Here is a 22734-nt window from a genome sequence, read left to right on the forward strand (position 1 = left end):
TTGTCGCGCGTTGCTGACTACTCGGAGGTCTCTTCCGCCGCTGGACGCGACCCACGGCCCCGGACCGCGCTGGGGCGATCGTGATGACGAGACCGAGACGTTAGGGAGTACTCCCCTCCTACGGCCCCATCCTCCCACACGATGCCCGAGAGTCAGGAACCACCGAAGGGGACGCCGAGCTCGCGCAGCCGCTGCTCGCCGCCGTCGAGCGCTGTCAGCACCCAGGCTCCGTCCGGCGTGAGGGTGAAGGTGTGCTCGAAGTGGGCCGCCCACCGGCCGTCGGCGGTGCCGACGGTCCAGTCGTCGGGCAGCAGCACGGTGTCGTTGTCGCCGAGGACGACCATCGGCTCCACCGCGAGCGCGAGGCCGCGCACCAGCTTCGGACCCCTGCCCGGACGGCCGTAGTTGGGCACGTTGGGCGGCTGGTGCATCGCGGAGCCGATGCCGTGGCCGACGTAGTCCTCGAGGATGCCCCACTCGCCGCCGTCGGGGTGGGGCTGGGACCGGACGTAGGTCTCGACCGCGTGGGAGATGTCGGTGACGCGCCCGCCGAGCCGGGCGGCGGCGATGCCGTGCCACAGCGACTCCTCGGTCACGCGCATCAGCTCCCGCACGTCTGCGGGGACCTCCCCGACCGCGACCGTCGTCGCCGCATCGCCGTGCCAGCCGTCGACGATCGCGCCGCAGTCGATCGAGATGACGTCGCCCTCGGCCAGGACCCGGTCACCGGGGATGCCGTGGACGACCTCGTCGTTGACGGAGGCACAGATCGAGGCCGGGAACGGCGGGTGGCTGTAGCCCTTGAAGGAGGGGACGGCACCCGCGGACCGGATCGAGTCCTCCGCGATCGCGTCGAGCTCGCCGGTGGTGATGCCCGGTCGTACGGCGCCGCGCAGCGTCTCGAGGGTCCGCCCGACCACGAGGCCGGCCGTGCGCATCACCGCGATCTGCTCCGGCGTCTTGATCTCGACGCCGCGGTCGCTCCAACCCACGGGGCTCAGGACTCCGGGATGACGTCCAGGGCCTCGAAGATGCGCTTCGTGACCTCGTCGACCGTGCCCATGCCGTCGACCTCGACGAGGATCCCCCGGTCGCGGTAGACGCCGATGAGCGGCTCGGTCTGCTCGGTGTAGACCTCCTGGCGGCGCCGGATGACCTCCTCCGTGTCGTCACTGCGACCGGAGGACTCGGCCCGCTGGAGCAGCCGGGCGACCAGCTCCTCGGGGTCGACGGTCAGCACCACGGCGGCATCCAGGGCGTGACCGGTGAACTTGATCATCCCGTCGAGCTCCTCGACCTGGGCGAGGGTGCGCGGGTAGCCGTCGAGCAGGAAGCCGGGCTCGGCGTCCTTCTCGTCGATCCGGTTGCGGACCATCCGGTTGGTGATCTCGTCGGGGACGTACTCACCGGCGTCCATGAAGCGCTGGGCCTCGACACCGAGCTCGGAGCCCTGGGAGACGTTGGCGCGGAAGATGTCACCGGTGGAGATGGCCGGGATGCCGAAGTGGTCGGCGACCACCTGGGCCTGCGTGCCCTTGCCGGCCCCCGGGGGGCCCATCAGGATCAGCCTCATCAGCGGAGGAACCCTTCGTAGTTGCGCTGCTGGAGCTGGCTCTCCACCTGCTTCACCGTGTCGAGGGCGACGCCGACCATGATCAGGATGGACGTGCCGCCGAACGGGAAGTTCTGGTTGGCGTTGATGAGCACCAGGGCGATCAGCGGGATCAGCGAGATCAGGCCGAGGTAGAGGGCACCGGGCAGCGTGATGCGGGACAGGACGTAGGACAGGTAGTCCTCGGTCGGCTTGCCCGCCCGGATCCCGGGGATGAAGCCGCCGTACTTCTTCATGTTGTCGGCCACCTCTTGCGGGTTGAAGGTGATCGAGACGTAGAAGTAGGTGAAGAAGATGATCAGGCCGAAGAAGATGGCCATGTAGACGGGGTGGGTGCCCTGCACGAAGTACTTGTTGAGGATCTGCACCCACTGGGCGTCGCTGGTGTTGTTGAACTGCACGGCCATGGCCGGCAGGTACATCAGGGACGAGGCGAAGATGACCGGGATGATGCCGGCCTGGTTGACCTTGAGCGGGATGTAGGTCGAGGAGCCGCCGAACATCTTGCGGCCGACCATCCGGCGCGCGTACTGGACCGGGATCCGCCGCTGCGCCTGCTCGATGAAGATGACGGCCGCGATGATCACGAGGCCGATGACCATGACCACGCCGAAGACCCACCAGCCCTGGGTGGTGGCGACCTGCCACATCGAGCCCGGGAACGTCGCGACGACCTGGGTGAAGATCAGCAGCGACATGCCGTTGCCGATGCCGTGCTCGGTGATGAGCTCGCCGAACCACATGATCACGGCGGTGCCGGCGGTCATCGTGATGACCATGACCAGGAAGGTCTGGGTCCCGTTGTCGTGGAGCAGCGGCTCGGGGCACTGGAGCAGGTCGCCCGAGCGGGCGAGCGCCACGATGCCGGTCGCCTGGAGCACGGCGAGGCCGAGCGTGAGGTAGCGGGTGTACTGCGTGATCTTCGTCTGTCCGGCCTGGCCCTCCTTCTTGAGGGCCTCCAGCCGTGGGATCACGACCACGAGCAGCTGCAGGATGATGCTCGCCGTGATGTAGGGCATGATCCCGAGCGCGAAGATCGTCAGCTGGAGCAGCGCCCCGCCGGAGAACAGGTTGATGAGGCTGTAGAGGCCGTCCCCCTGGACCCGCTCGAGACAGGTCTGGACGTTGGCGACGTCGACACCCGGGGCAGGGACCTGGGACCCCAGCCTGAAGATCGTCACGATCAGCAGGACGAACAGCAGCTTGCGCCGCAGGTCCGGGGTCTTGAATGCGTTGGCGAACGCGCTCAGCACGACTTCCTCTTTCCTCACAATGGTGCGGCTCCACCCCACGTCACAGGGCGTGGCCGTCGACGGGGAGGAGCCGGGGGAAGCCTAACAGGGCCCCCGAGTGCCCTCCGGATCTGCCGTCGTACTACGAGAGGGGCGCGGCCCGGGTGAGGGAGACCCTCACCCCGTCCGCGCCCCTCCGCGACGTCGTGGGCGTGATGCTCAGACGGTGGTGGCCGAGCCGCCGGCCGCCTCGATCTTCTCCCGGGCGGACCCGGAGAAGGCGTGGGCGGTCACGTCGACCTTGACCGAGATGTCGCCCTGGCCGAGCACCTTGACCGGGTGGCCCTTGCGGACCGCACCCTTGCTGACGAGGTCGTCGACCGAGACGTTGCCGCCCTCGGGGAAGAGCTCGCCGAGCTTGTCGAGGTTGACGACCTGGAACTCCACCTTGAACGGGTTCTTGAAGCCCTTGAGCTTCGGGAGCCGCATGTGGATCGGCATCTGGCCACCCTCGAACGCCACCGGCACCTGGTTGCGTGCCTTGGTGCCCTTGGTACCGCGACCAGCGGTCTTGCCCTTCGAGCCCTCACCGCGACCCACGCGGGTCTTGGCGGTCTTGGCCCCGGGAGCCGGACGCAGGTTGTGAAGCTTGAGCGTCATGTCACTCCACCTCCTCGACCGTCACGAGGTGACGGACGGTCTGGACCATGCCGCGGATCTCCGGGCGGTCCTCCTTGACGACCACGTCGCCGATGCGCTTGAGGCCGAGCGAGCGCAGCGTCTCGCGCTGGTTGGCCTTGCACCCGATCGTGGACTTCTTCTGCTGGACCTTGAGCTGCGCCATCACGCAGACACCTCCTGCGAGACGCCCTCGGGCACCTCCGTGGCGGCCTTGAGCAGGGCCGCCGGGGCGATCTCCTCGACCGGCCGGCCACGACGGGCGGCGACGGCCTCGGGCTGCTCCAGCATCTTCAGCGCTTCCACGGTGGCGTGGACGATGTTGATCTGGTTGGAGGAGCCGAGGGACTTGCTCAGGACGTCGTGGACGCCGGCGCACTCGAGCACCGCACGCACGGGACCACCGGCGATCACACCGGTACCGGGGGCGGCGGGGCGCAGCAGGACGACGCCCGCGGCCTTCTCGCCCTGGACCGGGTGGGGGATGGTGCCCTGGATGCGGGGGACGCGGAAGAAGTTCTTCTTCGCCTCCTCGACGCCCTTGGCGATCGCGGCGGGGACCTCCTTGGCCTTGCCGTAACCGACGCCGACCAGGCCCTCCCCGTCACCGACGACCACGAGGGCGGTGAAGCTGAAGCGACGACCACCCTTCACGACCTTGGCGACACGGTTGATCGCGACGACGCGCTCGAGGTACTGGCTCTTCTCCTGCTGGCCGCCACGACCACCGTCGCGGCCGCCGCGGCCACCACCGGCGCGCTGGCCGCGCTGCTGGGATCCGCTCATCAGATAACTCCCTTGAATGTCATGTCTGCCATCAGAAGGTCAGGCCCGCGTCGCGGGCGCCGTCGGCCAGGGCCGCGACGCGACCGTGGTACTTGTTGCCGGCGCGGTCGAAGACGACCGACTCGACACCGTTGGCCTTCGCGCGCTCGGCGACGAGCTCGCCGACCTTGCGGGCCTTGGCGGTCTTGTCGCCGTCGAGCGAACGGAGGCCGTCCTCCATCGTCGAAGCGGAGGCCAGGGTCTTGCCGACCAGGTCGTCGACCACCTGCACCGTGATGTGGCGCGAGGAGCGGGTGACGACGAGGCGGGGACGCTCGGCGGTGCCGGCGACCTTCTTGCGACCGCGGACCTGCCGGCGCAGCCGGCTCTTGGTGCGGGCCGCGGTGTGCTTGTTGTTGGACAGCTTGATGCCCATGGTCACTTACCAGCCTTTCCGACCTTGCGGCGGACGTGCTCGCCGGCGTAACGGACGCCCTTGCCCTTGTAGGGTTCCGGCTTGCGCAGCTTGCGGATGTTGGCGGCGGTCTCGCCGACCAGCTGCTTGTCGATGCCCTGGACGCCGAGCTTCGTGGGGCCCTCGACCGTGAAGGTGATGCCCTCGGGCGCGTCGAAGGTGATCGAGTGGGAGTAGCCGAGCTGGAACTCCAGCTGGGTCGGGCCCTTCGACAGCACGCGGTAGCCCACGCCGACGATCTCGAGCTTCTTCTCGTAGCCCTCGGTGACGCCCACGACCATGTTGTTGATCAGGGTGCGGGTCAGGCCGTGGAGCGAGCGGCTCTCGCGCTCGTCGTCGGGCCGCTTGACCTCGAGGACACCGTCGCTCTGCTCGACGGTGATGGGGGAGGCGACGGTGTGCGACAGGGTGCCCTTGGGGCCCTTGACGGTCACCAGTCGCTCCTGCACGGCGACGTCGACACCCGACGGCACCGCGATGGGGAGCTTGCCAATGCGCGACATGCTTCTTCTCTCCTTACGGGTGTGGTCGGGTCACCAGACGTAGGCGAGGACTTCGCCGCCCACGCCCTTCTGGTTCGCCTGGCGGTCGGTGAGCAGGCCCTGGCTGGTCGAGATGATCGCGACGCCGAGGCCGCCGAGCACCTTGGGCAGGCCGGTGTGCTTGGCGTAGACACGCAGGCCGGGCTTGCTGATGCGGCGGACGCCCGCGATCGAGCGCTCACGGTTGCGGCCGTACTTGAGCGTGATCGTGAGGACCTTGCCGGGCCCCTCGGTCGCGTCGGTCACCTCGAAGGAGGTGATGTAGCCCTCCTGCTGGAGGATCTCGGCGACGCCCTGCTTCAGCTTGCTGTAGGGCATGGAGACGTCGTCGTGGAACGCCTGGTTGGCGTTGCGCAGACGGGTCAGCATGTCTGCGATCGGGTCAGTCATCGTCATGATGGATGTTCTTTCTCGTCGTGGTTTCGCCCGTGCTCTGCATCAGGCGACCTGCAACGTGTGTGAGGTGATTACCAGGAGGACTTGGTGACGCCGGGCAGCTCGCCGCGGTGGGCCATCTCGCGCAGGCAGATCCGGCACAGGCCGAACTTGCGGTAGACGGCCTTGGGGCGGCCGCAGCGCTGGCACCGGGTGTAGCCCCGGACCGCGAACTTCGGCTTGCGGGCGGCCTTGACCTTCAGTGCAGTCTTCGCCATGTCAGTTCTCCTTGAACGGGAACCCGAGCTGCTTGAGCAGCGCGCGGCCCTCGTCGTCGTTGGTCGCCGTGGTCACGACGGTGATGTCCATGCCGCGGGATCGGTCCAGCTTGTCCTGGTCGATCTCGTGGAACATGACCTGCTCGGTGAGGCCGAACGTGTAGTTGCCGCGGCCGTCGAACTGCTTGGCCGACAGGCCACGGAAGTCCCTGATGCGCGGCAGCGCGATGGACAGCAGCCGGTCGAGGAACTCCCACATCCGGTCGCCGCGCAGCGTGACGTGGGCGCCGATCGGCATGCCCTCGCGCAGCTTGAACTGGGCGATGGACTTGCGGGCCCGGGTCACCATCGGCTTCTGGCCGGTGATGGCGGTGAGGTCCTTGATCGCGCCCTCGATGAGCTTGGAGTCGCGAGCGGCCTCGCCGACACCCATGTTGACCACGACCTTCACCAGGCCGGGGACCTGCATGACGTTCGCGATCTCGAACTCCGACTGCAGCGCGGGGAGGATCTCCTCGCGGTAGCGGGTCTTGAGTCGCGGCGTGACCTTCGTCTGGTCTGCCGACGTCTCGAGCGTGGACTCGGTCATGGTCAGATCTCCTTCCCGGACTTGCGGGACACCCGCACGGAGCGGGTGGCGGTGTAGGTCGAGCCGTCGGGGCGACGCTTGGTCACCTCGTCGCGGCGGAAACCGATGCGGGTGACGCCGTCACCCTCGATCAGCATCACGTTGGACACGTGGATCGGAGCCTCGGCGGTGATGATCCCGCCGGTGGTGCCGGCCCGGCCGCCCTGGTTGACGACCTTCGTGTGCTTCTTGATGCGGTTGACGCCCTCGACGATCACCCGCTGCTCCTCGCGGAGCACGGAGATGACCTTGCCCTCGGCGCCCTTGTCCTTGCCCGAGATGACCCGGACCTGGTCGCCCTTCTTGATGTTCACTGCTGCCTTCTTCTGCTTGGCCATGAGTCAGAGCACCTCCGGCGCGAGCGAGATGATCTTCATGAACTTCTTCTCGCGCAGCTCGCGGCCGACGGGGCCGAAGATGCGGGTGCCCCGCGGCTCGCCGTCGGACTTGAGGATGACGGCGGCGTTCTCGTCGAAGCGGATGTAGGAACCGTCGGGACGACGGCGCTCCTTCACGGTGCGCACGACCACGGCCTTGACGACGTCACCCTTCTTGACGTTGCCACCGGGGATCGCGTCCTTGACGGTGGCGACGACGACGTCGCCGATGCCGGCGTAGCGACGACCGGAGCCGCCGAGCACACGGATGCAGAGGATCTCCTTCGCACCGGTGTTGTCGGCGACCTTGAGTCGCGACTCCTGCTGAATCATCGATTTCTCCTGGTTGTCGAGCCGGTTCTCGCCGCCTCAGGGGCGGACGAGCCTGGCCGAACGGGTGGGTTACTTACTTGGCGCGCTCGAGGACTTCGACGACGCGCCAGCGCTTGGTGGCGGACAGCGGACGGGTCTCCATGATCAGGACCCGGTCGCCGATGCCACAGTCGTTCTGCTCGTCGTGCGCCTTCAGCTTGGACGTCTTGCGCATGACCTTGCCGTAGAGCGCGTGCTTGACGCGGTCCTCGACGGCCACGACGACGGTCTTGTCCATCTTGTCGGAGACGACCAGACCCTCACGGGTCTTGCGCGTGTTGCGCTCGGTGACCTGCTCGCTCATGCGGAAGCCTCTTCCTTCTCAGCCTCGGTGCCGGGGGTGGACCGGATGCCGAGCTCGCGCTCGCGCACCACGGTGTAGATCCGGGCGATGTCCTTCTTGACCGTGCGGAGCCGACCGTGGCTCTCCAGCTGGCCGGTGGCCGCCTGGAAGCGGAGGTTGAACAGCTCCTCCTTGGCCTCGCGGAGCTTCGCCTCGAGGTCGATGTCGGTCATGTCGTCGAGCTCATGGGCCTTGATCGCCATCAGAACTCACCTGCCTCACGGGAAACGAACCGGCACTTCATCGGGAGCTTGTGCATCGCACGGCGCATCGCCTCGCGGGCGACGTCCTCGGACACACCGGACAGCTCGAACATGACGCGGCCGGGCTTGACGTTGGCGACCCACCACTCCGGGGAACCCTTGCCGGAACCCATGCGGGTCTCGGCCGGCTTCTTCGTCAGCGGACGGTCGGGGTAGATGTTGATCCACACCTTGCCGCCACGCTTGATGTGGCGGGTCATGGCGATACGGGCGGACTCGATCTGGCGGTTGGTCACGTAGTGACCCTCGATCGCCTGGATGCCGAACTCACCGAACGCCAGCGAGGTACCGCCCTTGGCGGCGCCCCTGCGCTTGGGGTGGTGCTGCTTGCGGTGCTTGACGCGACGGGGCATCAGCATGGGTCAGGCCTCCGTTCCGGCAGAGCCGTCGGTGCTCGGCGCGGACGCCGGGGCAGCCGCCTCGGCGGGCTGCTCGGCGGCACGGTCGGCACGCGTGGGGCGGGAGCCGCGGCTGGGACGGTCGCCCCGGCTGGGACGACCACCGCGACCGGGGACGCCGGCGCGGGCAGCGGCCTGGGCCTGGCGCTCGGCACGGGAGCCGGCGACCTCGCCCTTGTAGATCCAGACCTTCACGCCGATCCGGCCGAAGGTCGTGCGGGCCTCGTAGAAGCCGTAGTCGATGTCGGCACGGAGGGTGTGCAGCGGCACGCGGCCCTCGCGGTAGAACTCGGTGCGCGACATCTCGGCGCCGTTGAGGCGACCGGAGCACTGGATCCGGATGCCCTTGGCACCCGAGCGCATCGAGGTCTGCATCGCCTTGCGCATCGCGCGACGGAACTGCACGCGGCCGGCGAGCTGCTCGGCGACGCCCTGGGCGACCAGCTGGGCGTCCACCTCGGGGCTCTTGACCTCGAGGATGTTCAGCTGGACCTGCTTGCCGGTGAGCTTCTCCAGCTCGCCCCGGATTCGGTCGGCCTCGGCGCCGCGGCGACCGATGACGATGCCCGGACGGGCGGTGTGGATGTCGACGCGGACCCGGTCACGGGTGCGCTCGATCTCCACCTTGGAGATGCCGGCCCGCTCCATGCCCTTGGAGAGCAGCTTGCGGATCGCGACGTCCTCACCGACGTAGGACTTGTACAGCTTGTCGGCGTACCAGCGGGACTTGTGGTCCGTGGAGATGCCGAGGCGGAAGCCGTTCGGGTTGATCTTCTGGCCCATCAGGCGGTCCGTCCCTTCTTGGCGGTCTTCCGGGCGATCTTGGCGGCCACGACCTCGGCGGGCTGGACCGCCAGGGTGATGTGGCTGGTGCGCTTCAGGATGCGGGTCGCGCGGCCCTGGGCACGGGGGCGCCAGCGCTTCATCGTCGGGCCCTCGTCCACCTGGGCGACCGCGACGACCAGGTCGCCCCGGTCGAGGTCCTCGGTGGTCGTGGCGTTCGCGATCGCGGACTCCAGCACCTTGTAGACGGTCTCCGAGGCGGCCTGCGGCGCGAACTGCAGCAGGGCCAGGGCCTCGTCGACGGGCATGCCGCGGACCATGTCGACGACACGGCGGGCCTTCATCGGGGTGATCCGCACGTGGCGGGCCGTCGCGAAGGCGCCCGGCTGGTCGCCGAGCAGCGACTCGCGGCGGGCGCTCGTGCGCCGGCGCTCAGTAACGCTCATTTGCTCGTTCTCTCCAGTTCCTCGAGTCGCCCCGCGTCAGCGGCGGCGACCCTTCCGGTCGTCCTTCACGTGCCCGCGGTAGGTGCGGGTCGGGGCGAACTCGCCCAGCTTGTGGCCGACCATCGCGTCGGTCACGAACACCGGGACGTGCTTGCGGCCGTCGTGCACGGCGATCGTGTGGCCGATCATGGCCGGGACGATCATCGAGCGGCGCGACCAGGTCTTGATGACGTTCTTGGTGCCCTTGTCGTTCTCGGCGTCCACCTTCTTCATGAGGTGGTCGTCGACGAAGGGGCCCTTCTTCAGGCTGCGAGGCATCCTCTATCTCCTGCTCAGCGCTTCTTGCCGGACTTGCGGCGGCGGATGATCTGGGCGTCGGAGGCCTTGCGCTTGCGCGTGCGGCCCTCGGGCTTGCCCCAGGGGGACACCGGGTGGCGACCACCCGAGGTCTTGCCCTCTCCACCACCGTGCGGGTGGTCGACCGGGTTCATGACGACACCGCGGACGGTGGGGCGCTTGCCCTTCCACCGCATGCGGCCGGCCTTGCCCCAGTTGATGTTCGACTGCTCGGCGTTGCCGACCTCGCCGATGGTGGCGCGGCAGCGGACGTCGACGAAGCGCATCTCGCCCGAGGGCATGCGCAGCGTGGCGCGGGAGCCCTCACGGGCGACCAGCTGGGCGCTGTTGCCGGCCGAGCGGGCGATCTTCGCGCCGCCGCCGGGCCGCAGCTCCACGCAGTGGATGGTCGAACCGACCGGGATGTTGCGCAGCGGCAGGTTGTTGCCGGGCTTGATGTCGGCCGTCGGGCCGGACTCCACGCGGGTGCCCTGCGCCAGGTCCTTCGGCGCGATGATGTAGCGCTTCTCGCCGTCGGCGTAGTGGAGCAGCGCGATGCGCGCGGTCCGGTTGGGGTCGTACTCGATGTGGGCGACCTTGGCCGGCACGCCGTCCTTGTCGAAGCGACGGAAGTCGATGATCCGGTAGGCCCGCTTGTGACCGCCACCCTGGTGCCGGGTGGTGATCCGGCCCTGGTTGTTGCGGCCGCCCTTCTTGGGCAGCGGACGGGTCAGCGACTTCTCCGGCGTGGTCCGGGTGATCTCGACGAAGTCGGCCACCGAGGAGCCACGACGGCCCGGGGTGGTCGGCTTGTACTTGCGGATAGCCATGTCTGTCTTCCTTCGGGGGCGCCCGATCAGGCGCCGAAGATGTCGATGCGGTGGCCCTCAGCGAGGCTGACGATGGCGCGCTTGGTGTCGACGCGCTTGCCGACGCCGTAGCGGGTACGACGCGACTTGCCCTGGCGGTTGAGCGTGTTCACCGAGGTGACCTTGACGTTGAACACCTTCTCGACCGCGATCTTGATCTCGGTCTTGTTGGCGTCGGGACGCACCAGGAAGGTGTACTTGTTCGCGTCGAGCAGGCCGTAGCTCTTCTCGGAGACGACCGGCGCGATCAGGACGTCGCGGTGGTCCTTGTGGAGGGTGCTCACTGGTCGGTCTCCTTCTCGTCGGCCCGGGTGAGGCCCGCGGCCTCGGCGTCCTCGACGGACTTGAACCAGAAGTCCGCGGCGGCCGCGTCGTAGCCGGCGTCGCCCTCGAGGGCGTAGGTGCCGGACGTACGGCCGAGCACCTCGTAGCCCTTGGGAGCGCGAGCGCTCTTCAGCGGGGCCTTCGCACCCTGCGGGAGCGCCGGCTCGTCGGTGGTCTCCGCGGCGGGAGCAGCGGCGGCCTTCTCGGTGGTGGCCGTCTTCGCCGGGGCGGCGCCCGCGGACTTGCCCACGAACGCCTCGTAGGCGCCCTGGGTGAAGACCACGTCGTCGGAGGCGATGACGTCGTAGGTGTTGAGCTGGTCGACGGCCACGATGTGCACCTCGGGCGCGTTGCGCAGCGAGAGCCAGGTGAGGCTGTCGGTGCGCTCGAGCACGACGAGGTACTTGCGGCGGTCGGTCAGCGCGGTGAGCGCGGCCAGCGCGGAGCGGGTCGACGGCGTGTCGCCGCTGACCAGGGTGTCCACGACGTGGATGCGGTCGTTGCGGGCCCGGTCGGACAGGGCACCACGCAGGGCGGCGGCCTTCATCTTCTTGGGCGTGCGCTGGTCGTAGCTGCGCGGCTGCGGGCCGTGGACGGTGCCACCACCGGCGAACTGCGGGGCGCGGGTCGAGCCCTGGCGGGCGCGGCCGGTGCCCTTCTGCTTGTAGGGCTTCTTGCCACCGCCGCGGACGTCGCCGCGGGTCTTGGTGGCGTGGGTGCCCTGCCGGGCGGCGGCCTGCTGGGCCACGACGACCTGGTGGATCAGCGGGACGTTGACCTCGACGTCGAAGATCTCGGCGGGGAGGTTCACGGAGACGGTCTTGGTAGCCATGCTCAGGCCTCCTGCGTCTTCTTGGCGGCGGACCGCAGCACGACGAGCGAGCCCTTGGGGCCCGGGATGGCGCCCTTGACGAGGATCAGGCCCTTGTCGGCGTCGACGGCGTGCACGGTGAGGTTCTGGACGGTGATGGTGTCGCGACCCATCCGGCCGGCCATCCGGACGCCCTTGAACACGCGACCGGGGGTCGCGCAGGCGCCGATGGAGCCCGGCTTGCGGTGGTTGCGGTGGGCACCGTGGGAGGCGCCGACGCCGGAGAAGCCGTGACGCTTCATCGTTCCGGCGAAGCCCTTGCCCTTGCTGGTGCCGGTGACGTCGATCTCGTCGCCGGTGGCGAAGGTGTCGACGCCCAGCTCCTGGCCGACGGAGAACTCACCGGCGAGGCTGGTGCGGAACTCCACGACGTGGCGGCGCGGGGTGGTGCCGGCCTTGTCGAAGTGGCCGGTCTGCGGCTTGGTCACCTTGCGGCCCTCGATCTCGCCGAAGCCGACCTGGACGGCGTTGTAGCCGTCGACCTCGGGAGTCCGGACCTGGGTCACGACGTTCGTGCGAGCGTCGATGACGGTGACGGGGACGATGCGGTTGTTCTCGTCCCAGACCTGGGTCATGCCGAGCTTGGTGCCCAGCAGGCCCTTCAGGTTGCGTTCGAAAGTGGCAGTCATCGCTTGATCCTCAGAGCTTGATCTCGATGTCGACGCCGGCAGGCAGGTCGAGCCGCATCAGCGAGTCGACGGTCTTCGGCGTGGGGTCGATGATGTCGATGAGGCGCTTGTGGGTGCGCATCTCGAAGTGCTCGCGGGAGTCCTTGTACTTGTGGGGCGAGCGGATGACGCAGTAGACGTTCTTCTCGGTCGGCAGCGGCACAGGGCCGGCGACCTTCGCACCCGTCCGGGTGACGGTGTCCACGATCTTGCGCGCCGAGGTGTCGATCACCTCGTGGTCATAGGCCTTGAGCCTGATGCGGATCTTCTGTCCCGCCATAGGTCTCTCTCGTCCTTCGTAGTCAGTGCCGCGTTGCGTTCCTGGGACGTCCTCCGGAGTGAGTCGGTCCCGCCTTCGTCGTCAGCCTCCGGGCTCCGACCCCCGCGGTCGGGCGTGTCGCGTATTTCGACGCAACACAGAACCGTGGGGTCCTGCTCGGTGTTGGCGGCTGCCCAGCAGGTTTCGCCGGGCCGATCGGGTCTCACGGTTCGGTGCGGCCGCACAGCGACTACCGATCGATCGTGAGACGCGATTCAGTAGTCAAGGTTGTGGGCGCACCCCGGCAACCCGCCGGAGCAACCTGAGTATCTTGGCAGAGTCCTGCGGCGAGACCAAATCGGTCCGGTCAGGCCGCCGCCGGAGCCCGGCGCGGGATCGTCAGGCATGCTGCCGCGGCCGCCACGCAGAGCCCGCCGGCGGTCAGCCAGGCGAGGAGGTAGTCGCCCTGGGTCGTGCGGATCCAGCCGGCGAAGCTCGCCGCGACCCCCGCACCGACCATGTGGGAGGCGAAGACCCAGCCGAAGACGACCCCGGACCGCTCCACCCCGAAGTGCTGGCGGCACAGGGCGACGGTCGGCGGCACCGTCGCCACCCAGTCCAGGCCGTAGAAGAGGATGAACAGGAACAGGCTCGGGTGGACGTCCGGCCCGAGCAGCCACGGCACCGCCAGCAGCGACAGGCCGCGGAAGAAGTAGTAGCCGAAGAGCAGGTAGCGGCTGTCGACCCGGTCGGTGAGCCAGCCGCTCGCGACGGTGCCGACGATGTCGAAGATGCCGATGAGCGCCAGCAGCAGGGCGCTCGTGGTCTCGGGCATGCCGTGGTCGTGGGCGGCGGGGATGAAGTGGGTGCCGATCAGTCCGTTGGTCGACCAGCCGCAGATCCAGAAGGTGGCGACGAGGACCCAGAAGGTGCGCGAGCGGCTGCAGTCACGCAGCGTGCGCAGCGCCAGCGTGGCCGCGCCCACGGGCGCCACCACCGCCGGGTCGACGACGCCGACGGCACCCGGTCCGACCGGCGCGGCGCCGTAGGCCGTGGTGCCGACCTCGGCCGGCGAGTCGCGCAGCAACGCCCACACCGCCGGGACGAGCAGCAGCGCGAACGCCGCGACCAGGGCGGCGGCCCACCGCCAGCCCGGTCCCGCGGCGAGGGCCGCGATCGCCGGCAGGAAGACCAGCTGACCGGTCGAGCTGGCGGCACTGAAGACCCCGACGACGAGGCCGCGATGGCGGACGAACCAGCGGTTGGCCACGATCGCCCCGAAGACCAGCGCCAGGGACCCGGTGCCGACGCCGACCGCGAGTCCCCACAGCAGCCAGAGCTGCCACGGACTGGTCATCACCAGCGTCAGGCCCGAGCCCGCGGCGACCAGCACGAGCGCCCCGGCGACGACGCGGCGGACGCCGAACCGCTCCATCAGCGCCGCGGCGAAGGGGGCGCAGAGGCCGTAGACGACCAGGTTGAGGCTGACCGCACCGCTCGTCGTGGCGCGAGACCAGCCGAACTCCTCCTCCAGCGGCACCAGCAGCGCGCCCGTCGAGGACCGGAAACCGGCCGCCGCGACCAGCGCGGCCATCGTGACCGCGGCGACCCACCACGCGCGGTGGACCCTGCGCGCGGGCCTCTCGGTCAGGGTCACCGCACGAGCGTAGGCGCGAGGGGCCGCGCGGGGTTACGGTGGTCCGGTGGCCGGCCTGCTCCAGGCCATCGCCTGGCTGCTCCTGCTCGCGGCGACACCGCTGGTGCTCCTCGCCGCGCTCGTCGGCTGCCACCACGTCCTCCCCGACGTGACCTGGGGCCGTCGTCGGCCCGAGCCCGCGACGCGCACGCTCGAGGAGGTGAGCGCCGACGTACGCCGCGTCAGCGCCCGATTCCACCAGGAGGGCATGCGGCACGCGCAGTACGAAGGTCGCCGCCAGGCCTACGACCGGCTGCTGGCCGAGGCCGCCACCATGCTCGAGGTCGACCACCTGCTCGACGTGCTGCCGAACGGCAGCCACCTCGACGACGAGCGACGCCGGGTCGAGCGGGTGCTGTCCGGGTTCGGCGTGCTCACGCCCGTCTAGGCCCGACCCGCCCAGAGGGCGGCCACGTGGCTGGCGTCGGTGCCGCAGCAGCCGCCGACCACGTCGACCCCGCCGAGCAGCTCCTCGAGGCGACCGTGGGCGGCCGTGAGCTCCACCGGATCACCGGCGTCGAGCTCGGTCATCGCGTCGAGCTCCTCGTGGCTGAGCGACGAGGCGTTGACGCGCAGCCCGCGCACGCGGTCCCACGGGCCGTCGACGTCCACGCCGCGGGCGACGTGGTCGGGGTGGGCGCAGTTGACCATGAAGGCGTCGGGCGCGGCCTGCTCGTCGGTGAGCCGGAGCGCGTCGCCCAGCGACGTCCCGTCCGGCAGCCGACCGTCGGTCTCGACGGTGAACGAGACCCACACCGGCAGGCCGACGTCGCGAGCGGCACGCACGACCCCCACCGCCTCCCCGACGTCGGTGAGGGTGAGCGCGGAGGCCAGGTCGGCGCCGGCCGCCGCGAACGCCGCCAGCTGGGGGCGGTGGTAGTCGGCCGCCTCGTCCGGGTCGACCGCGGCGCCGGGCCGGTAGCCGTCGCCACGCGGACCCACCTGGCCGGAGACCCGGCTCTCCCCCACCCGGTCCGACCACCGGTCGGCCACGCCCCGCAGCAGCGCGACCGCCTCGCGGTTGACCCGGTCGAGCCCGGCGGCGTCGTAGCCGACCGCGGTCCCCCAGTCGGGGTTGGCGCGCCAGGTCGGGGTGTCGAGCTGGATCCCCACGCCGTGGGCCGCGGCAATCGCGGCGTACTCCTCGTAGTAGCGCTCGAGGGTCTCGCGGCCCCGCTCGTCGTCGAGCAGGGGGAAGGAGGCGAACTCCGGGAGGTCGAAGCCGTGGTGGTAGATGAGGTCGGTCTCGAGCCCACCGTCGGTGACGAAACGTCCTGCCATGACACGCTCCCTGCTCGTTCCAGACTGCCTGGTCTGTTTGTAGCAGACCAGACAGTCTGGTACAAGAGGGTGTGCCCAGGGACGGAACCGCCACGCGCTCGCGCATCCTCGACTCCGCCGAGCGCCTGGTGAAGGTCAACGGCTACGCCGCCACCTCGGTCGACCAGGTGATCACCGAGTCCGGCACCTCCAAGGGCGCGTTCTTCCACCACTTCCCCTCCAAGCTCGACCTCGCCCGGACGCTCGTCCAGCGCTACGCCGACGCCGACGTCGCCGAGCTGCGGGAGGCGATGGCCCACGCCGAGGCCGCGACCGACGACCCGGCGGAGCGGGTGTCGGCGTTCGTCCGGTGGTTCGAGGAGCGCGACGAGGCGCTGCTCGGCGAGGAGTCGAACTGCCTCTACATCTCCATCCTCACCGAGCGGGAGCTGGTCGTCGACGGCACCAGTGACCCGATCCTCGGCGCCGTCGTGGCGTGGCGCGAGGAGCTCACCCGACTGATCGGCGCGGCCCTCGGCGACCGCGAGGACGCCCCCGACCCCGAGGCCCTCGCCGACCACGTCTTCGTCACCTTCGAGGGCGCCTTCCTCCTCGCCCGGTCGACCGGCGACCCCACGACCATGCGGCGCCAGCTCCGTGCACTGCGCCAGATGCTCGAGGCCGTGCTGCGCTGAACGGCGGAGTCGCCCCGCGACCCGGCCGCTCCTGACAAGATGGGCGACCACACGCACGCAGCCGTACGAGGGGACACAGTGAGCGGCTCCTACCCACCGCCCGGGGGAACCCCCGGCGACCAGTCCTGGCCCGCGCCCGGGTCGCAGCCGGCACCGGGGCCGCAACCCGCGCCGCCGTCCTGGGCACCGCCACCACCACCGACCGGTCCGCAGGGCTGGAGCGGGGCGGCCCACAAGCCGGGTGCCGTGCCGCTGCGGCCGCTGACGCTCGGCGACTTCTACGACGCGGCGTTCAAGATCATCCGCTACAACCCCGGCGCCACCGTGGGCTCGGCCGTGCTCGTCACGGCCGTGGCGATGGCGATCCCGGTCGCGGTCACCGCGGGCCTGGCGACCACCGTCGACCTGACGTCGTCGATGTCCGACCCGGCCGGACCGTCCAGCGACGAGCTCGTCGGGTTCCTCGGCGCGATGGGCTCGCTGATGCTCGGGCTGGTGCTCCAGTCGATCGGGCTGGTGCTGGTCACCGGCATGATCGCCCACGTCACGATGGCTGCCACGCTGGGCCAGCGCCTGACCCTGGGACAGGCGTGGGCCGCGACGCGGGGCCAGCGGTGGCGGCTGATCGGGCTGACGTTCCTGCTCGGGGTCCTTGTCGCCGTCGTGGCCGGTGTCTACGTCGGGACGTGGGTCGTCGCGATCGGCGTCCTCGACGGATGGGGCCTGTTCTGGTTCGGGCTCGTCACCGTGCCGCTGTTCCTCGCTGCGCTCACGGTGTTCTGGGTCCGGGTCTACTACCTCGCCGTCCCGTCGCTGATGCTGGAGAACCGCCGGATCTGGGAGTCCCTCGGCCGGTCGGCGAGGCTGACCCGCAAGGCGTTCTGGCGCACCTTCGGCATCGCACTGCTCACCGCGATCCTCACCCAGGTCGCCGGGGCGCTGCTGAGCACGCCGATCTCGCTGGGGACGATGGCACTGACGATGCTCGGCGGGGTCGACCCGGAGAGCCCGCTGCTGCTCGTGCTGTCCCAGGCGACGTCCGCGGTCGTGACCGCTGCCTTCGTCGCGCCGTTCGTCACCGCCGTCAGCTGCCTGCAGTACATCGACCTGCGGATCCGCAAGGAGGGCTACGACGTCGAGCTCATGACCAGGGCGGGGCTGCCCCGCCCGTGAGAGGCCAGGACGTCCCGCTCGACCCGATCCCGGCCGAGGGCCGGTCGTGGCTGCGCCGCGAGCTGCTCGACCCCGACTACCACCAGGGCGACCTGCTCCAGCGGATCCTGGGCTGGATCGGTCGCGTGGTCGACGACAGCATCGCGGTCGCCCAGCGCACCCCGCCGCTCTCGGTCCTCGCGGCGATGCTCGTCGTGCTCGGCCTGGTCCTGGGCCTGGTCTGGCTGCTGGGGCGGGCCGGCCGCTCCCCCGGCCGCCGACGGCCGAGCGCGGCCGTGGTGGACGACCCGACGCTCACCGCCGCCGAGCTGCGGGCCCGGGCCGAGACGGCGTACGCCGAGGGGCGGTGGCACGACGCCCTCGTCGACGCGTTCCGCGCCACCGCGACCCGGCAGGCCGAGCGCGGCCGGCTGGAGGACCTGCCCGCGCTCACCGCCCACGAGGTCGGCGAGAGCCTGGCGGCCTCCCACCCCGCAGAGGCCGACCGGGTGCGCGAGGTGACGCGACAGTTCGACGAGGTGCTCTACGGCGACCGTCCCGGGGGCCGGGAGTGGGCCGACGGTGCCCTCGCGCTCGACGACGCGCTCGCCGGCCGCCGGGCGGGCGCCCGGTGAGGGGGGCCTGGGAGCGCCACCGCACCGCGCTCCTGCTCACCCTCGCCGTCCTGGCCGCGCTCGGCGTCGCCGCGCTCACCGCGGGTCGCCCGACGACGAGCGCGACCTACGACCCGGACAACCCCGGACCTGGCGGTGCACGCGCGGCGGCCCAGGTGCTGCGCGACCGGGGTGTCGAGGTCGACGTCGTCCGCGACGCGGCGTCGCTGGAGGCCGCTGCCGTCACCGCCGACACGACCGTCGTCGTCACCTCCTCCTCGCTGCTGGGCAGCAGCACCGCCGATCGGCTGCTGGCCCACGTCGGCGAGGCCCGGCTCGTCGTGGTCGAGCCCGGCCCCGGCACCACGGAGGCACTGGGCGTGACCTCCCTGCCGGAGACGATCCGCGTCCCGGGGCCGGTCGCGGCCGGCTGCGACGACCCTGTCGTCGGCGACCTCGAGGTCGAGGTCGACGGGGCCCTGGCGTTCCCCGGCCCGGGCTGCTTCGGCGTCGAGGAGGGACAGCTGCTCGCGCAGCCCCGGCCCGGCCTGACCCTGCTCGGCTTCGGCGAGGCGATGCGCAACGACCAGGTCCTCCGGGCCGACAACGCGGCAGCGGTGCTCCGGCTGCTCGGCCAGGAGCCCCGTCTCGTCTGGTACGTCCCCGACCTCACCGACCTCGTCGCCGACGACGGGGTCAGCCTCGCGACGCTGCTGCCGACCTGGCTGCGGCCCGCCTTCCTGCTCGTGGTCGTCGCCTCCCTGGCGCTGGTCGCCTGGCGGGCCCGGCGGCTCGGCGCGCTCGCGGTCGAGCCCCTCCCGGTGGTCGTGCGGGCGCTCGAGACGACGCGCAGCCGCGGCCGCCTCTACCGGCGAGCCGGTGCCCGCGACCACGCCGCGGACGCGCTGCGCCGCGCGACCCGGCGCCGGCTCGGGTCGGCGCTCGCCGTGGCCCACCCCGACGACAGCGTGCTGCTCGACCGGCTCGCCGCCCGACTGGGGCGACCCCGCGACGAGCTGGCCGCGCTGCTGGACCCCGCAGCCGCTCCCCCCGCCCACGATCGTGACCTGATCGCCCTGGCCAGCGCGCTGGCCGCTCTCGAGGAAGAGGTACGACGCCCATGACCGACCTGCCCCAGGCAGCACCCCCGCCGCCCCCCACCGGTGACGCCCGCGAGCGGCTCGGCGCCGTCCGCCAGGAGGTCGCCAAGGTGGTGGTCGGCCAGGACGCCGCGGTCTCCGGCCTGCTGGTCGCGCTGCTCTGCGGCGGGCACGTCCTGATGGAGGGAGTGCCGGGCGTCGCCAAGACGCTGCTGGTCCGCACCCTGGCTGCGTCGCTCGACGTCGAGAGCCGACGGGTGCAGTTCACCCCCGACCTGATGCCGGGCGACATCACCGGGTCGATGGTGATCGACGGCCGTGCTGGCGAGCTCAGCTTCCGCGAGGGCCCGATCTTCACCCAGCTGCTGCTGGCCGACGAGATCAACCGAACGCCGCCGAAGACCCAGTCGGCGCTGCTCGAGGCGATGGAGGAGGGCCAGGTCTCGGTCGACGGCACCTCGCGCCCGCTCCCCCGCCCGTTCCTCGTCGCCGCGACCCAGAACCCCGTCGAGTACGAGGGCACCTACCCGCTGCCGGAGGCCCAGCTCGACCGGTTCCTGCTCAAGGTCGTGCTGCCGCTGCCGCCGCGGGAGGACGAGGTCGAGATCCTCACCCGCCACGCATCCGGTTTCGACCCGCGCGACCTCGCGGCCGCCGGCGTCACCGCGGTCGCCGGCCCCGACGACCTGGCCGCCGGCCAGGCCGCGGTGCGCGGGGTCCAGGTCGGCGCCGAGGTCGCGGGCTACGTCGTCGACGTCGCGCGCGCGACCCGGGAGTCGCCGTCGGTGCTGCTCGGCGTCAGCCCGCGCGGTGCCACCGCGCTGCTGCGCTCGGCGCGGGCGTGGGCGTGGCTGTCGGGCCGCGACTTCGTCACCCCCGACGACGTGAAGTCGCTGGCGACCGCCACCCTGGCCCACCGGATCGCGCTGCGCCCCGAGGCCGAGCTCGAGGGCGTCGACAGCGCGACCGTCCTGCGCTCGGCGATGGACTCGGTCCCGGTGCCGCGCTGATGGCCCTCACCGGCCGGGTGCCGCTGCTGCTCCTGCTGGGGATCGTGCCGGTCGTGCTGCGACCGGCGTGGTCCACGGCGTGGTTGTGGCTGCTCGCGGTGCTCGTGCTGGTGGTCGTCGACTGGCTGGCCGCACCGCCGCCCACCCTGCTCCGGGTCGTACGCCGCGGGGGCGGGTCGGTCCGCCTCGGCGAGGGGACCACGACGACCCTGGTGGTGGAGGCGACCGGGGGCCGTCGGGTGCGGGCCGTGCTGCGTGACGCGTGGCAGCCGACCGCGGGGGCGACGGACAACCGGCACCGCGTCTCGCTGTCCCCCGGGGACCGTGCCGTCCTGACCACCCCGCTCCGGCCTCGGCGGCGCGGCGACCTGCGGGCGACCGGGGTGACGGTGCGGTGCCCGGGGCCCCTGGGGCTCGCTGCCCGGCAGCGGACCACGGACGTGCCCGGGGCGGTGCGGAGCCTGCCGGCGTTCGAGTCGCGGCGCCACCTGCCCTCGCGGCTGGCGCGGCTGCGCGAGCTCGACGGCCGGGCCGCCGTCCGGGTGCGTGGCCGCGGGACGGAGTTCGACTCGCTGCGCGAGTTCGTCCGCGGCGACGACACCCGCTCCATCGACTGGCGGGCCACCGCGCGCACCCGCACGGTGGTCGTCCGCACGTGGCAGCCCGAGCGCGACCGGCGGGTCGTGCTCGTCCTCGACACCTCGCGCACGTCGGCCGCCCGGGTCGGCGACGTCCCGCGGCTCGACTCCGCGATGGACGCCGCGCTGCTGCTCGCCACCCTCGCCTCGCGCGCGGGCGACCGGGTCGACCTCGTCGCGGGCGACCGCACCGTCCGGACCCGGGTCAAGGCCGCCGGCGGCCGCTCGGTCGCCACCGGCCTCCAGGACCGGATGGCCGACCTCGAGCCCGTGCTCGCCGAGGCCGACTGGGCCGCGCTGGCCGGCGCGGTCTCCTCGATGGGCCGCCACCGGGCGCTGGTCGTGCTGCTGACGCCGCTCGAGCCCTCGGCTGTCGAGCAGGGGCTGCTACCGGTGCTGCCGGCCCTCACCCGCCACCACCGGGTGGTCGTCGCCTCGGTCCGCGACCCCGGGCTGTCCGAGCTCGCCACGCGGCGTGGGACCGCCGAGGAGGTCTACGACGCCGCGGCCGCCGAGCAGGCGCTGGCGCGTCGGGAGCGCACCGCCCGCGTGCTGCGGGCGATCGGGGTCGACGTCGTCGACGCGGACGCCGAGGACCTGCCCCCCGCCCTCGCCGACCACTACCTCTCCCTCAAGGCCCGCGGGCTCCTCTGAGGCTGAGTCCCTACGCCTGGCTGGCGACGCCGTCCTCGAGGAGGGCGGCGTCGACGTCGCCGGTGTGGCCGCGGCGGACCGCGGCCCGGCCGGGACCGAAGACGTAGGCGAGGAAGACCAGCTCGGCGAGGACGCCGATGGCCAGCCGCGCCCACGTCGGGAGCGGCGAGGGCGTCACGAAGGCCTCGATCACGCCGCTGACGGCGAGGACCAGGACCAGCCCCAGCGCGACGGTCCCCGCGGTGCGCCCCTCGCGGGCGAGCGAGCGCGACCGGGACAGGTCGCCGGGCTCGACCCACGACCAGAACAGCCGCAGCCCGACGCCGCCGGCCACGAAGACGGCCGTCAGCTCGAGCAGGCCGTGGGGCAGCAGCAGCCCCCAGAAGTGGCCGGCGTGGTCGTGGCGGGTCATGATCGAGCCGATGATCGCGATGTTCAGCAGGTTGTTGAACAGCAGCCAGACGACCGGCGCGCCCAGCACGCCGAGGGCCAGGCAGAGGGCGGAGACCCACGCGTTGTTGATCCAGACCTGGGTGGCGAACTCGCCGGCGGCGTACTGGCTGTAGTAGCCCTCGAAGTCCTCCGAGACCAGCTGGTCGATCTCCTGCGGCGACATCAGGCTCTGCTCGACGGTCGGGTTCGCCAGCAGCCACCACATCATCACCGCAGTGACGACCACGCTGGCCGCCGTCGTGCCGATCCACCACCAGCGCAGCCGGTAGAGCGCCGCGGGGAACCGGTCGGTCAGGAAGGTGCGGACGCCGGACCACGTCGTCGTGCGGCTGCCCTCGGCGCGGGTCCGGGCGCGGGCGAGCAGGCTGGAGAGGTGGGCGACGACCTGGGCGTCGGGGGCCGAGGTGCGCACGACGGAGAGGTCGGTGGCCGTGCGCTGGTAGAGCTCGACCAGCTCGCCGCCCTCGGCGCCGGTCAGCCGTCGGCGCTTCGCGAGCTCCTCGAGGCGCTGCCACGTCGGCTGGCGCGCGAGCACGTAGGCGTCGAGGTCCACGGACGTCACTGTAGG

Annotated in this window: 34 protein-coding genes; 7 read left to right on the forward strand and 27 right to left on the reverse strand. The window is 71.2% G+C overall.

Annotated features, from left to right (window positions below):
* Positions 1-152 precede the first annotated feature (152 nt).
* The 25 genes from map to ABD091_RS05580 form a co-directional block, all read right to left on the reverse strand.
* On the reverse strand, positions 153-992 hold the full coding sequence (gene map, locus ABD091_RS05460) for a type I methionyl aminopeptidase (protein WP_343916192.1): 840 nt from the start codon (positions 990-992) through the stop codon (positions 153-155).
* A gap of 5 nt (positions 993-997) precedes the next feature.
* Positions 998-1573: an adenylate kinase gene (locus ABD091_RS05465; protein WP_343916194.1), complete on the reverse strand. Its 576-nt coding sequence runs from the start codon at positions 1571-1573 to the stop codon at positions 998-1000.
* Positions 1573-2865 carry a preprotein translocase subunit SecY gene (gene secY / locus ABD091_RS05470; protein WP_343916196.1) on the reverse strand — a complete coding sequence of 431 codons (1293 nt, stop codon included), beginning with the start codon at positions 2863-2865 and terminating at the stop codon, positions 1573-1575. Before secY ends, ABD091_RS05465 begins: the two co-directional genes overlap by 1 nt.
* A gap of 198 nt (positions 2866-3063) precedes the next feature.
* On the reverse strand, positions 3064-3504 hold the full coding sequence (rplO, locus tag ABD091_RS05475) for a 50S ribosomal protein L15 (RefSeq protein ID WP_343916198.1): 441 nt from the start codon (positions 3502-3504) through the stop codon (positions 3064-3066).
* Between the two features lies 1 nt (position 3505).
* Complete coding sequence (gene rpmD, locus ABD091_RS05480; RefSeq protein WP_343916200.1) at positions 3506-3688, reverse strand: 50S ribosomal protein L30; 183 nt, start codon at positions 3686-3688, stop codon at positions 3506-3508.
* Positions 3688-4308: a 30S ribosomal protein S5 gene (gene rpsE, locus ABD091_RS05485; protein ID WP_343916202.1), complete on the reverse strand. Its 621-nt coding sequence runs from the start codon at positions 4306-4308 to the stop codon at positions 3688-3690. Before rpsE ends, rpmD begins: the two co-directional genes overlap by 1 nt.
* Positions 4309-4339: 31 nt before the next feature.
* On the reverse strand, positions 4340-4723 hold the full coding sequence (rplR, locus tag ABD091_RS05490) for a 50S ribosomal protein L18 (protein WP_343920887.1): 384 nt from the start codon (positions 4721-4723) through the stop codon (positions 4340-4342).
* Positions 4724-4725: 2 nt separating this feature from the next.
* The gene (gene rplF / locus ABD091_RS05495) at positions 4726-5265 is read right to left on the reverse strand and encodes a 50S ribosomal protein L6 (protein ID WP_343916204.1); all 540 of its coding nucleotides are present in this window, start codon (positions 5263-5265) and stop codon (positions 4726-4728) included.
* Between the two features lie 30 nt (positions 5266-5295).
* Positions 5296-5700: a 30S ribosomal protein S8 gene (rpsH, locus tag ABD091_RS05500; RefSeq protein ID WP_343916206.1), complete on the reverse strand. Its 405-nt coding sequence runs from the start codon at positions 5698-5700 to the stop codon at positions 5296-5298.
* A 71-nt stretch (positions 5701-5771) separates the two neighbouring features.
* A complete protein-coding gene (locus ABD091_RS05505; RefSeq protein ID WP_011757321.1) occupies positions 5772-5957 on the reverse strand; it encodes a type Z 30S ribosomal protein S14 in 186 nt (61 codons plus the stop codon).
* Position 5958: 1 nt separating this feature from the next.
* Positions 5959-6546 (reverse strand): 50S ribosomal protein L5, encoded by a 588-nt coding sequence (rplE, locus tag ABD091_RS05510; protein ID WP_343916208.1) that lies wholly within the window; start codon positions 6544-6546, stop codon positions 5959-5961.
* Positions 6547-6548: 2 nt separating this feature from the next.
* Entirely contained in the window at positions 6549-6923 is a 375-nt protein-coding gene (gene rplX, locus ABD091_RS05515; protein WP_343916210.1) for a 50S ribosomal protein L24, read from the reverse strand.
* 3 nt (positions 6924-6926) lie between these two features.
* Positions 6927-7295, reverse strand: a complete 369-nt coding sequence (gene rplN / locus ABD091_RS05520) for a 50S ribosomal protein L14 (RefSeq protein WP_343916212.1) — start codon at positions 7293-7295, stop codon at positions 6927-6929.
* 73 nt (positions 7296-7368) lie between these two features.
* Positions 7369-7638: a 30S ribosomal protein S17 gene (rpsQ, locus tag ABD091_RS05525; RefSeq protein WP_343916214.1), complete on the reverse strand. Its 270-nt coding sequence runs from the start codon at positions 7636-7638 to the stop codon at positions 7369-7371.
* Positions 7635-7880 (reverse strand): 50S ribosomal protein L29, encoded by a 246-nt coding sequence (gene rpmC / locus ABD091_RS05530; RefSeq protein ID WP_343916216.1) that lies wholly within the window; start codon positions 7878-7880, stop codon positions 7635-7637. The genes rpsQ and rpmC overlap by 4 nt, the downstream gene beginning before the upstream one ends.
* Positions 7880-8299: a 50S ribosomal protein L16 gene (rplP, locus tag ABD091_RS05535; RefSeq protein WP_343916218.1), complete on the reverse strand. Its 420-nt coding sequence runs from the start codon at positions 8297-8299 to the stop codon at positions 7880-7882. The genes rpmC and rplP overlap by 1 nt, the downstream gene beginning before the upstream one ends.
* Before the next feature lie 3 nt (positions 8300-8302).
* Entirely contained in the window at positions 8303-9121 is an 819-nt protein-coding gene (gene rpsC / locus ABD091_RS05540; RefSeq protein WP_343916220.1) for a 30S ribosomal protein S3, read from the reverse strand.
* On the reverse strand, positions 9121-9567 hold the full coding sequence (rplV, locus tag ABD091_RS05545; RefSeq protein WP_343916222.1) for a 50S ribosomal protein L22: 447 nt from the start codon (positions 9565-9567) through the stop codon (positions 9121-9123). Before rplV ends, rpsC begins: the two co-directional genes overlap by 1 nt.
* Positions 9568-9603: 36 nt before the next feature.
* Positions 9604-9885: a 30S ribosomal protein S19 gene (rpsS, locus tag ABD091_RS05550; protein ID WP_222895230.1), complete on the reverse strand. Its 282-nt coding sequence runs from the start codon at positions 9883-9885 to the stop codon at positions 9604-9606.
* Positions 9886-9899: 14 nt separating this feature from the next.
* The gene (gene rplB / locus ABD091_RS05555) at positions 9900-10733 is read right to left on the reverse strand and encodes a 50S ribosomal protein L2 (RefSeq protein ID WP_343916227.1); all 834 of its coding nucleotides are present in this window, start codon (positions 10731-10733) and stop codon (positions 9900-9902) included.
* Positions 10734-10759: 26 nt separating this feature from the next.
* Positions 10760-11056, reverse strand: coding sequence for a 50S ribosomal protein L23 (gene rplW, locus ABD091_RS05560; protein WP_343916229.1), 297 nt, complete (start codon positions 11054-11056; stop codon positions 10760-10762).
* Positions 11053-11928, reverse strand: a complete 876-nt coding sequence (rplD, locus tag ABD091_RS05565; protein WP_379189290.1) for a 50S ribosomal protein L4, sunset domain variant — start codon at positions 11926-11928, stop codon at positions 11053-11055. Before rplD ends, rplW begins: the two co-directional genes overlap by 4 nt.
* A gap of 2 nt (positions 11929-11930) precedes the next feature.
* Entirely contained in the window at positions 11931-12596 is a 666-nt protein-coding gene (rplC, locus tag ABD091_RS05570) for a 50S ribosomal protein L3 (RefSeq protein ID WP_343916231.1), read from the reverse strand.
* Positions 12597-12606: 10 nt separating this feature from the next.
* Positions 12607-12915 carry a 30S ribosomal protein S10 gene (gene rpsJ, locus ABD091_RS05575; RefSeq protein WP_008360994.1) on the reverse strand — a complete coding sequence of 103 codons (309 nt, stop codon included), beginning with the start codon at positions 12913-12915 and terminating at the stop codon, positions 12607-12609.
* A 346-nt stretch (positions 12916-13261) separates the two neighbouring features.
* Positions 13262-14551: an MFS transporter gene (locus ABD091_RS05580; RefSeq protein ID WP_343916233.1), complete on the reverse strand. Its 1290-nt coding sequence runs from the start codon at positions 14549-14551 to the stop codon at positions 13262-13264.
* 46 nt (positions 14552-14597) lie between these two features.
* Between ABD091_RS05580 and ABD091_RS05585 the strand changes: the two genes are divergently transcribed.
* Positions 14598-14978 (forward strand): hypothetical protein, encoded by a 381-nt coding sequence (locus tag ABD091_RS05585; RefSeq protein ID WP_343916235.1) that lies wholly within the window; start codon positions 14598-14600, stop codon positions 14976-14978.
* On the opposite strand, the gene ABD091_RS05590 is transcribed toward ABD091_RS05585, so the two are convergent.
* On the reverse strand, positions 14975-15871 hold the full coding sequence (locus ABD091_RS05590; RefSeq protein WP_343916237.1) for a homocysteine S-methyltransferase family protein: 897 nt from the start codon (positions 15869-15871) through the stop codon (positions 14975-14977). The genes ABD091_RS05585 and ABD091_RS05590 overlap by 4 nt on opposite strands.
* A 71-nt stretch (positions 15872-15942) precedes the next feature.
* On the opposite strand from ABD091_RS05590, the gene ABD091_RS05595 reads away from it, so the two are divergent.
* The 6 genes from ABD091_RS05595 (at position 15943) to ABD091_RS05620 (ending at position 21713) form a co-directional block, all read left to right on the forward strand.
* Entirely contained in the window at positions 15943-16545 is a 603-nt protein-coding gene (locus tag ABD091_RS05595; RefSeq protein ID WP_343916239.1) for a TetR/AcrR family transcriptional regulator, read from the forward strand.
* Positions 16546-16623: 78 nt separating this feature from the next.
* Positions 16624-17718, forward strand: a complete 1095-nt coding sequence (locus ABD091_RS05600) for a hypothetical protein (protein ID WP_343916241.1) — start codon at positions 16624-16626, stop codon at positions 17716-17718.
* Positions 17715-18332, forward strand: a complete 618-nt coding sequence (locus ABD091_RS05605; protein ID WP_343916243.1) for a DUF4129 domain-containing protein — start codon at positions 17715-17717, stop codon at positions 18330-18332. The genes ABD091_RS05600 and ABD091_RS05605 overlap by 4 nt, the downstream gene beginning before the upstream one ends.
* Complete coding sequence (locus ABD091_RS05610) at positions 18329-19435, forward strand: DUF4350 domain-containing protein (RefSeq protein ID WP_343916245.1); 1107 nt, start codon at positions 18329-18331, stop codon at positions 19433-19435. Before ABD091_RS05605 ends, ABD091_RS05610 begins: the two co-directional genes overlap by 4 nt.
* A complete protein-coding gene (locus tag ABD091_RS05615) occupies positions 19432-20421 on the forward strand; it encodes an AAA family ATPase (RefSeq protein WP_343916247.1) in 990 nt (329 codons plus the stop codon). The genes ABD091_RS05610 and ABD091_RS05615 overlap by 4 nt, the downstream gene beginning before the upstream one ends.
* On the forward strand, positions 20421-21713 hold the full coding sequence (locus tag ABD091_RS05620) for a DUF58 domain-containing protein (protein ID WP_343916249.1): 1293 nt from the start codon (positions 20421-20423) through the stop codon (positions 21711-21713). The genes ABD091_RS05615 and ABD091_RS05620 overlap by 1 nt, the downstream gene beginning before the upstream one ends.
* 10 nt (positions 21714-21723) lie before the next feature.
* Here the strand turns inward: ABD091_RS05620 and ABD091_RS05625 are convergent, their stop codons facing one another.
* Positions 21724-22719: a stage II sporulation protein M gene (locus ABD091_RS05625; RefSeq protein ID WP_343916251.1), complete on the reverse strand. Its 996-nt coding sequence runs from the start codon at positions 22717-22719 to the stop codon at positions 21724-21726.
* Positions 22720-22734 lie beyond the last annotated feature (15 nt).

The sequence above is a fragment of the Nocardioides aestuarii genome (assembly GCF_039527245.1).
Taxonomy (GTDB): Bacteria; Actinomycetota; Actinomycetes; order Propionibacteriales; family Nocardioidaceae; genus Nocardioides; species Nocardioides aestuarii.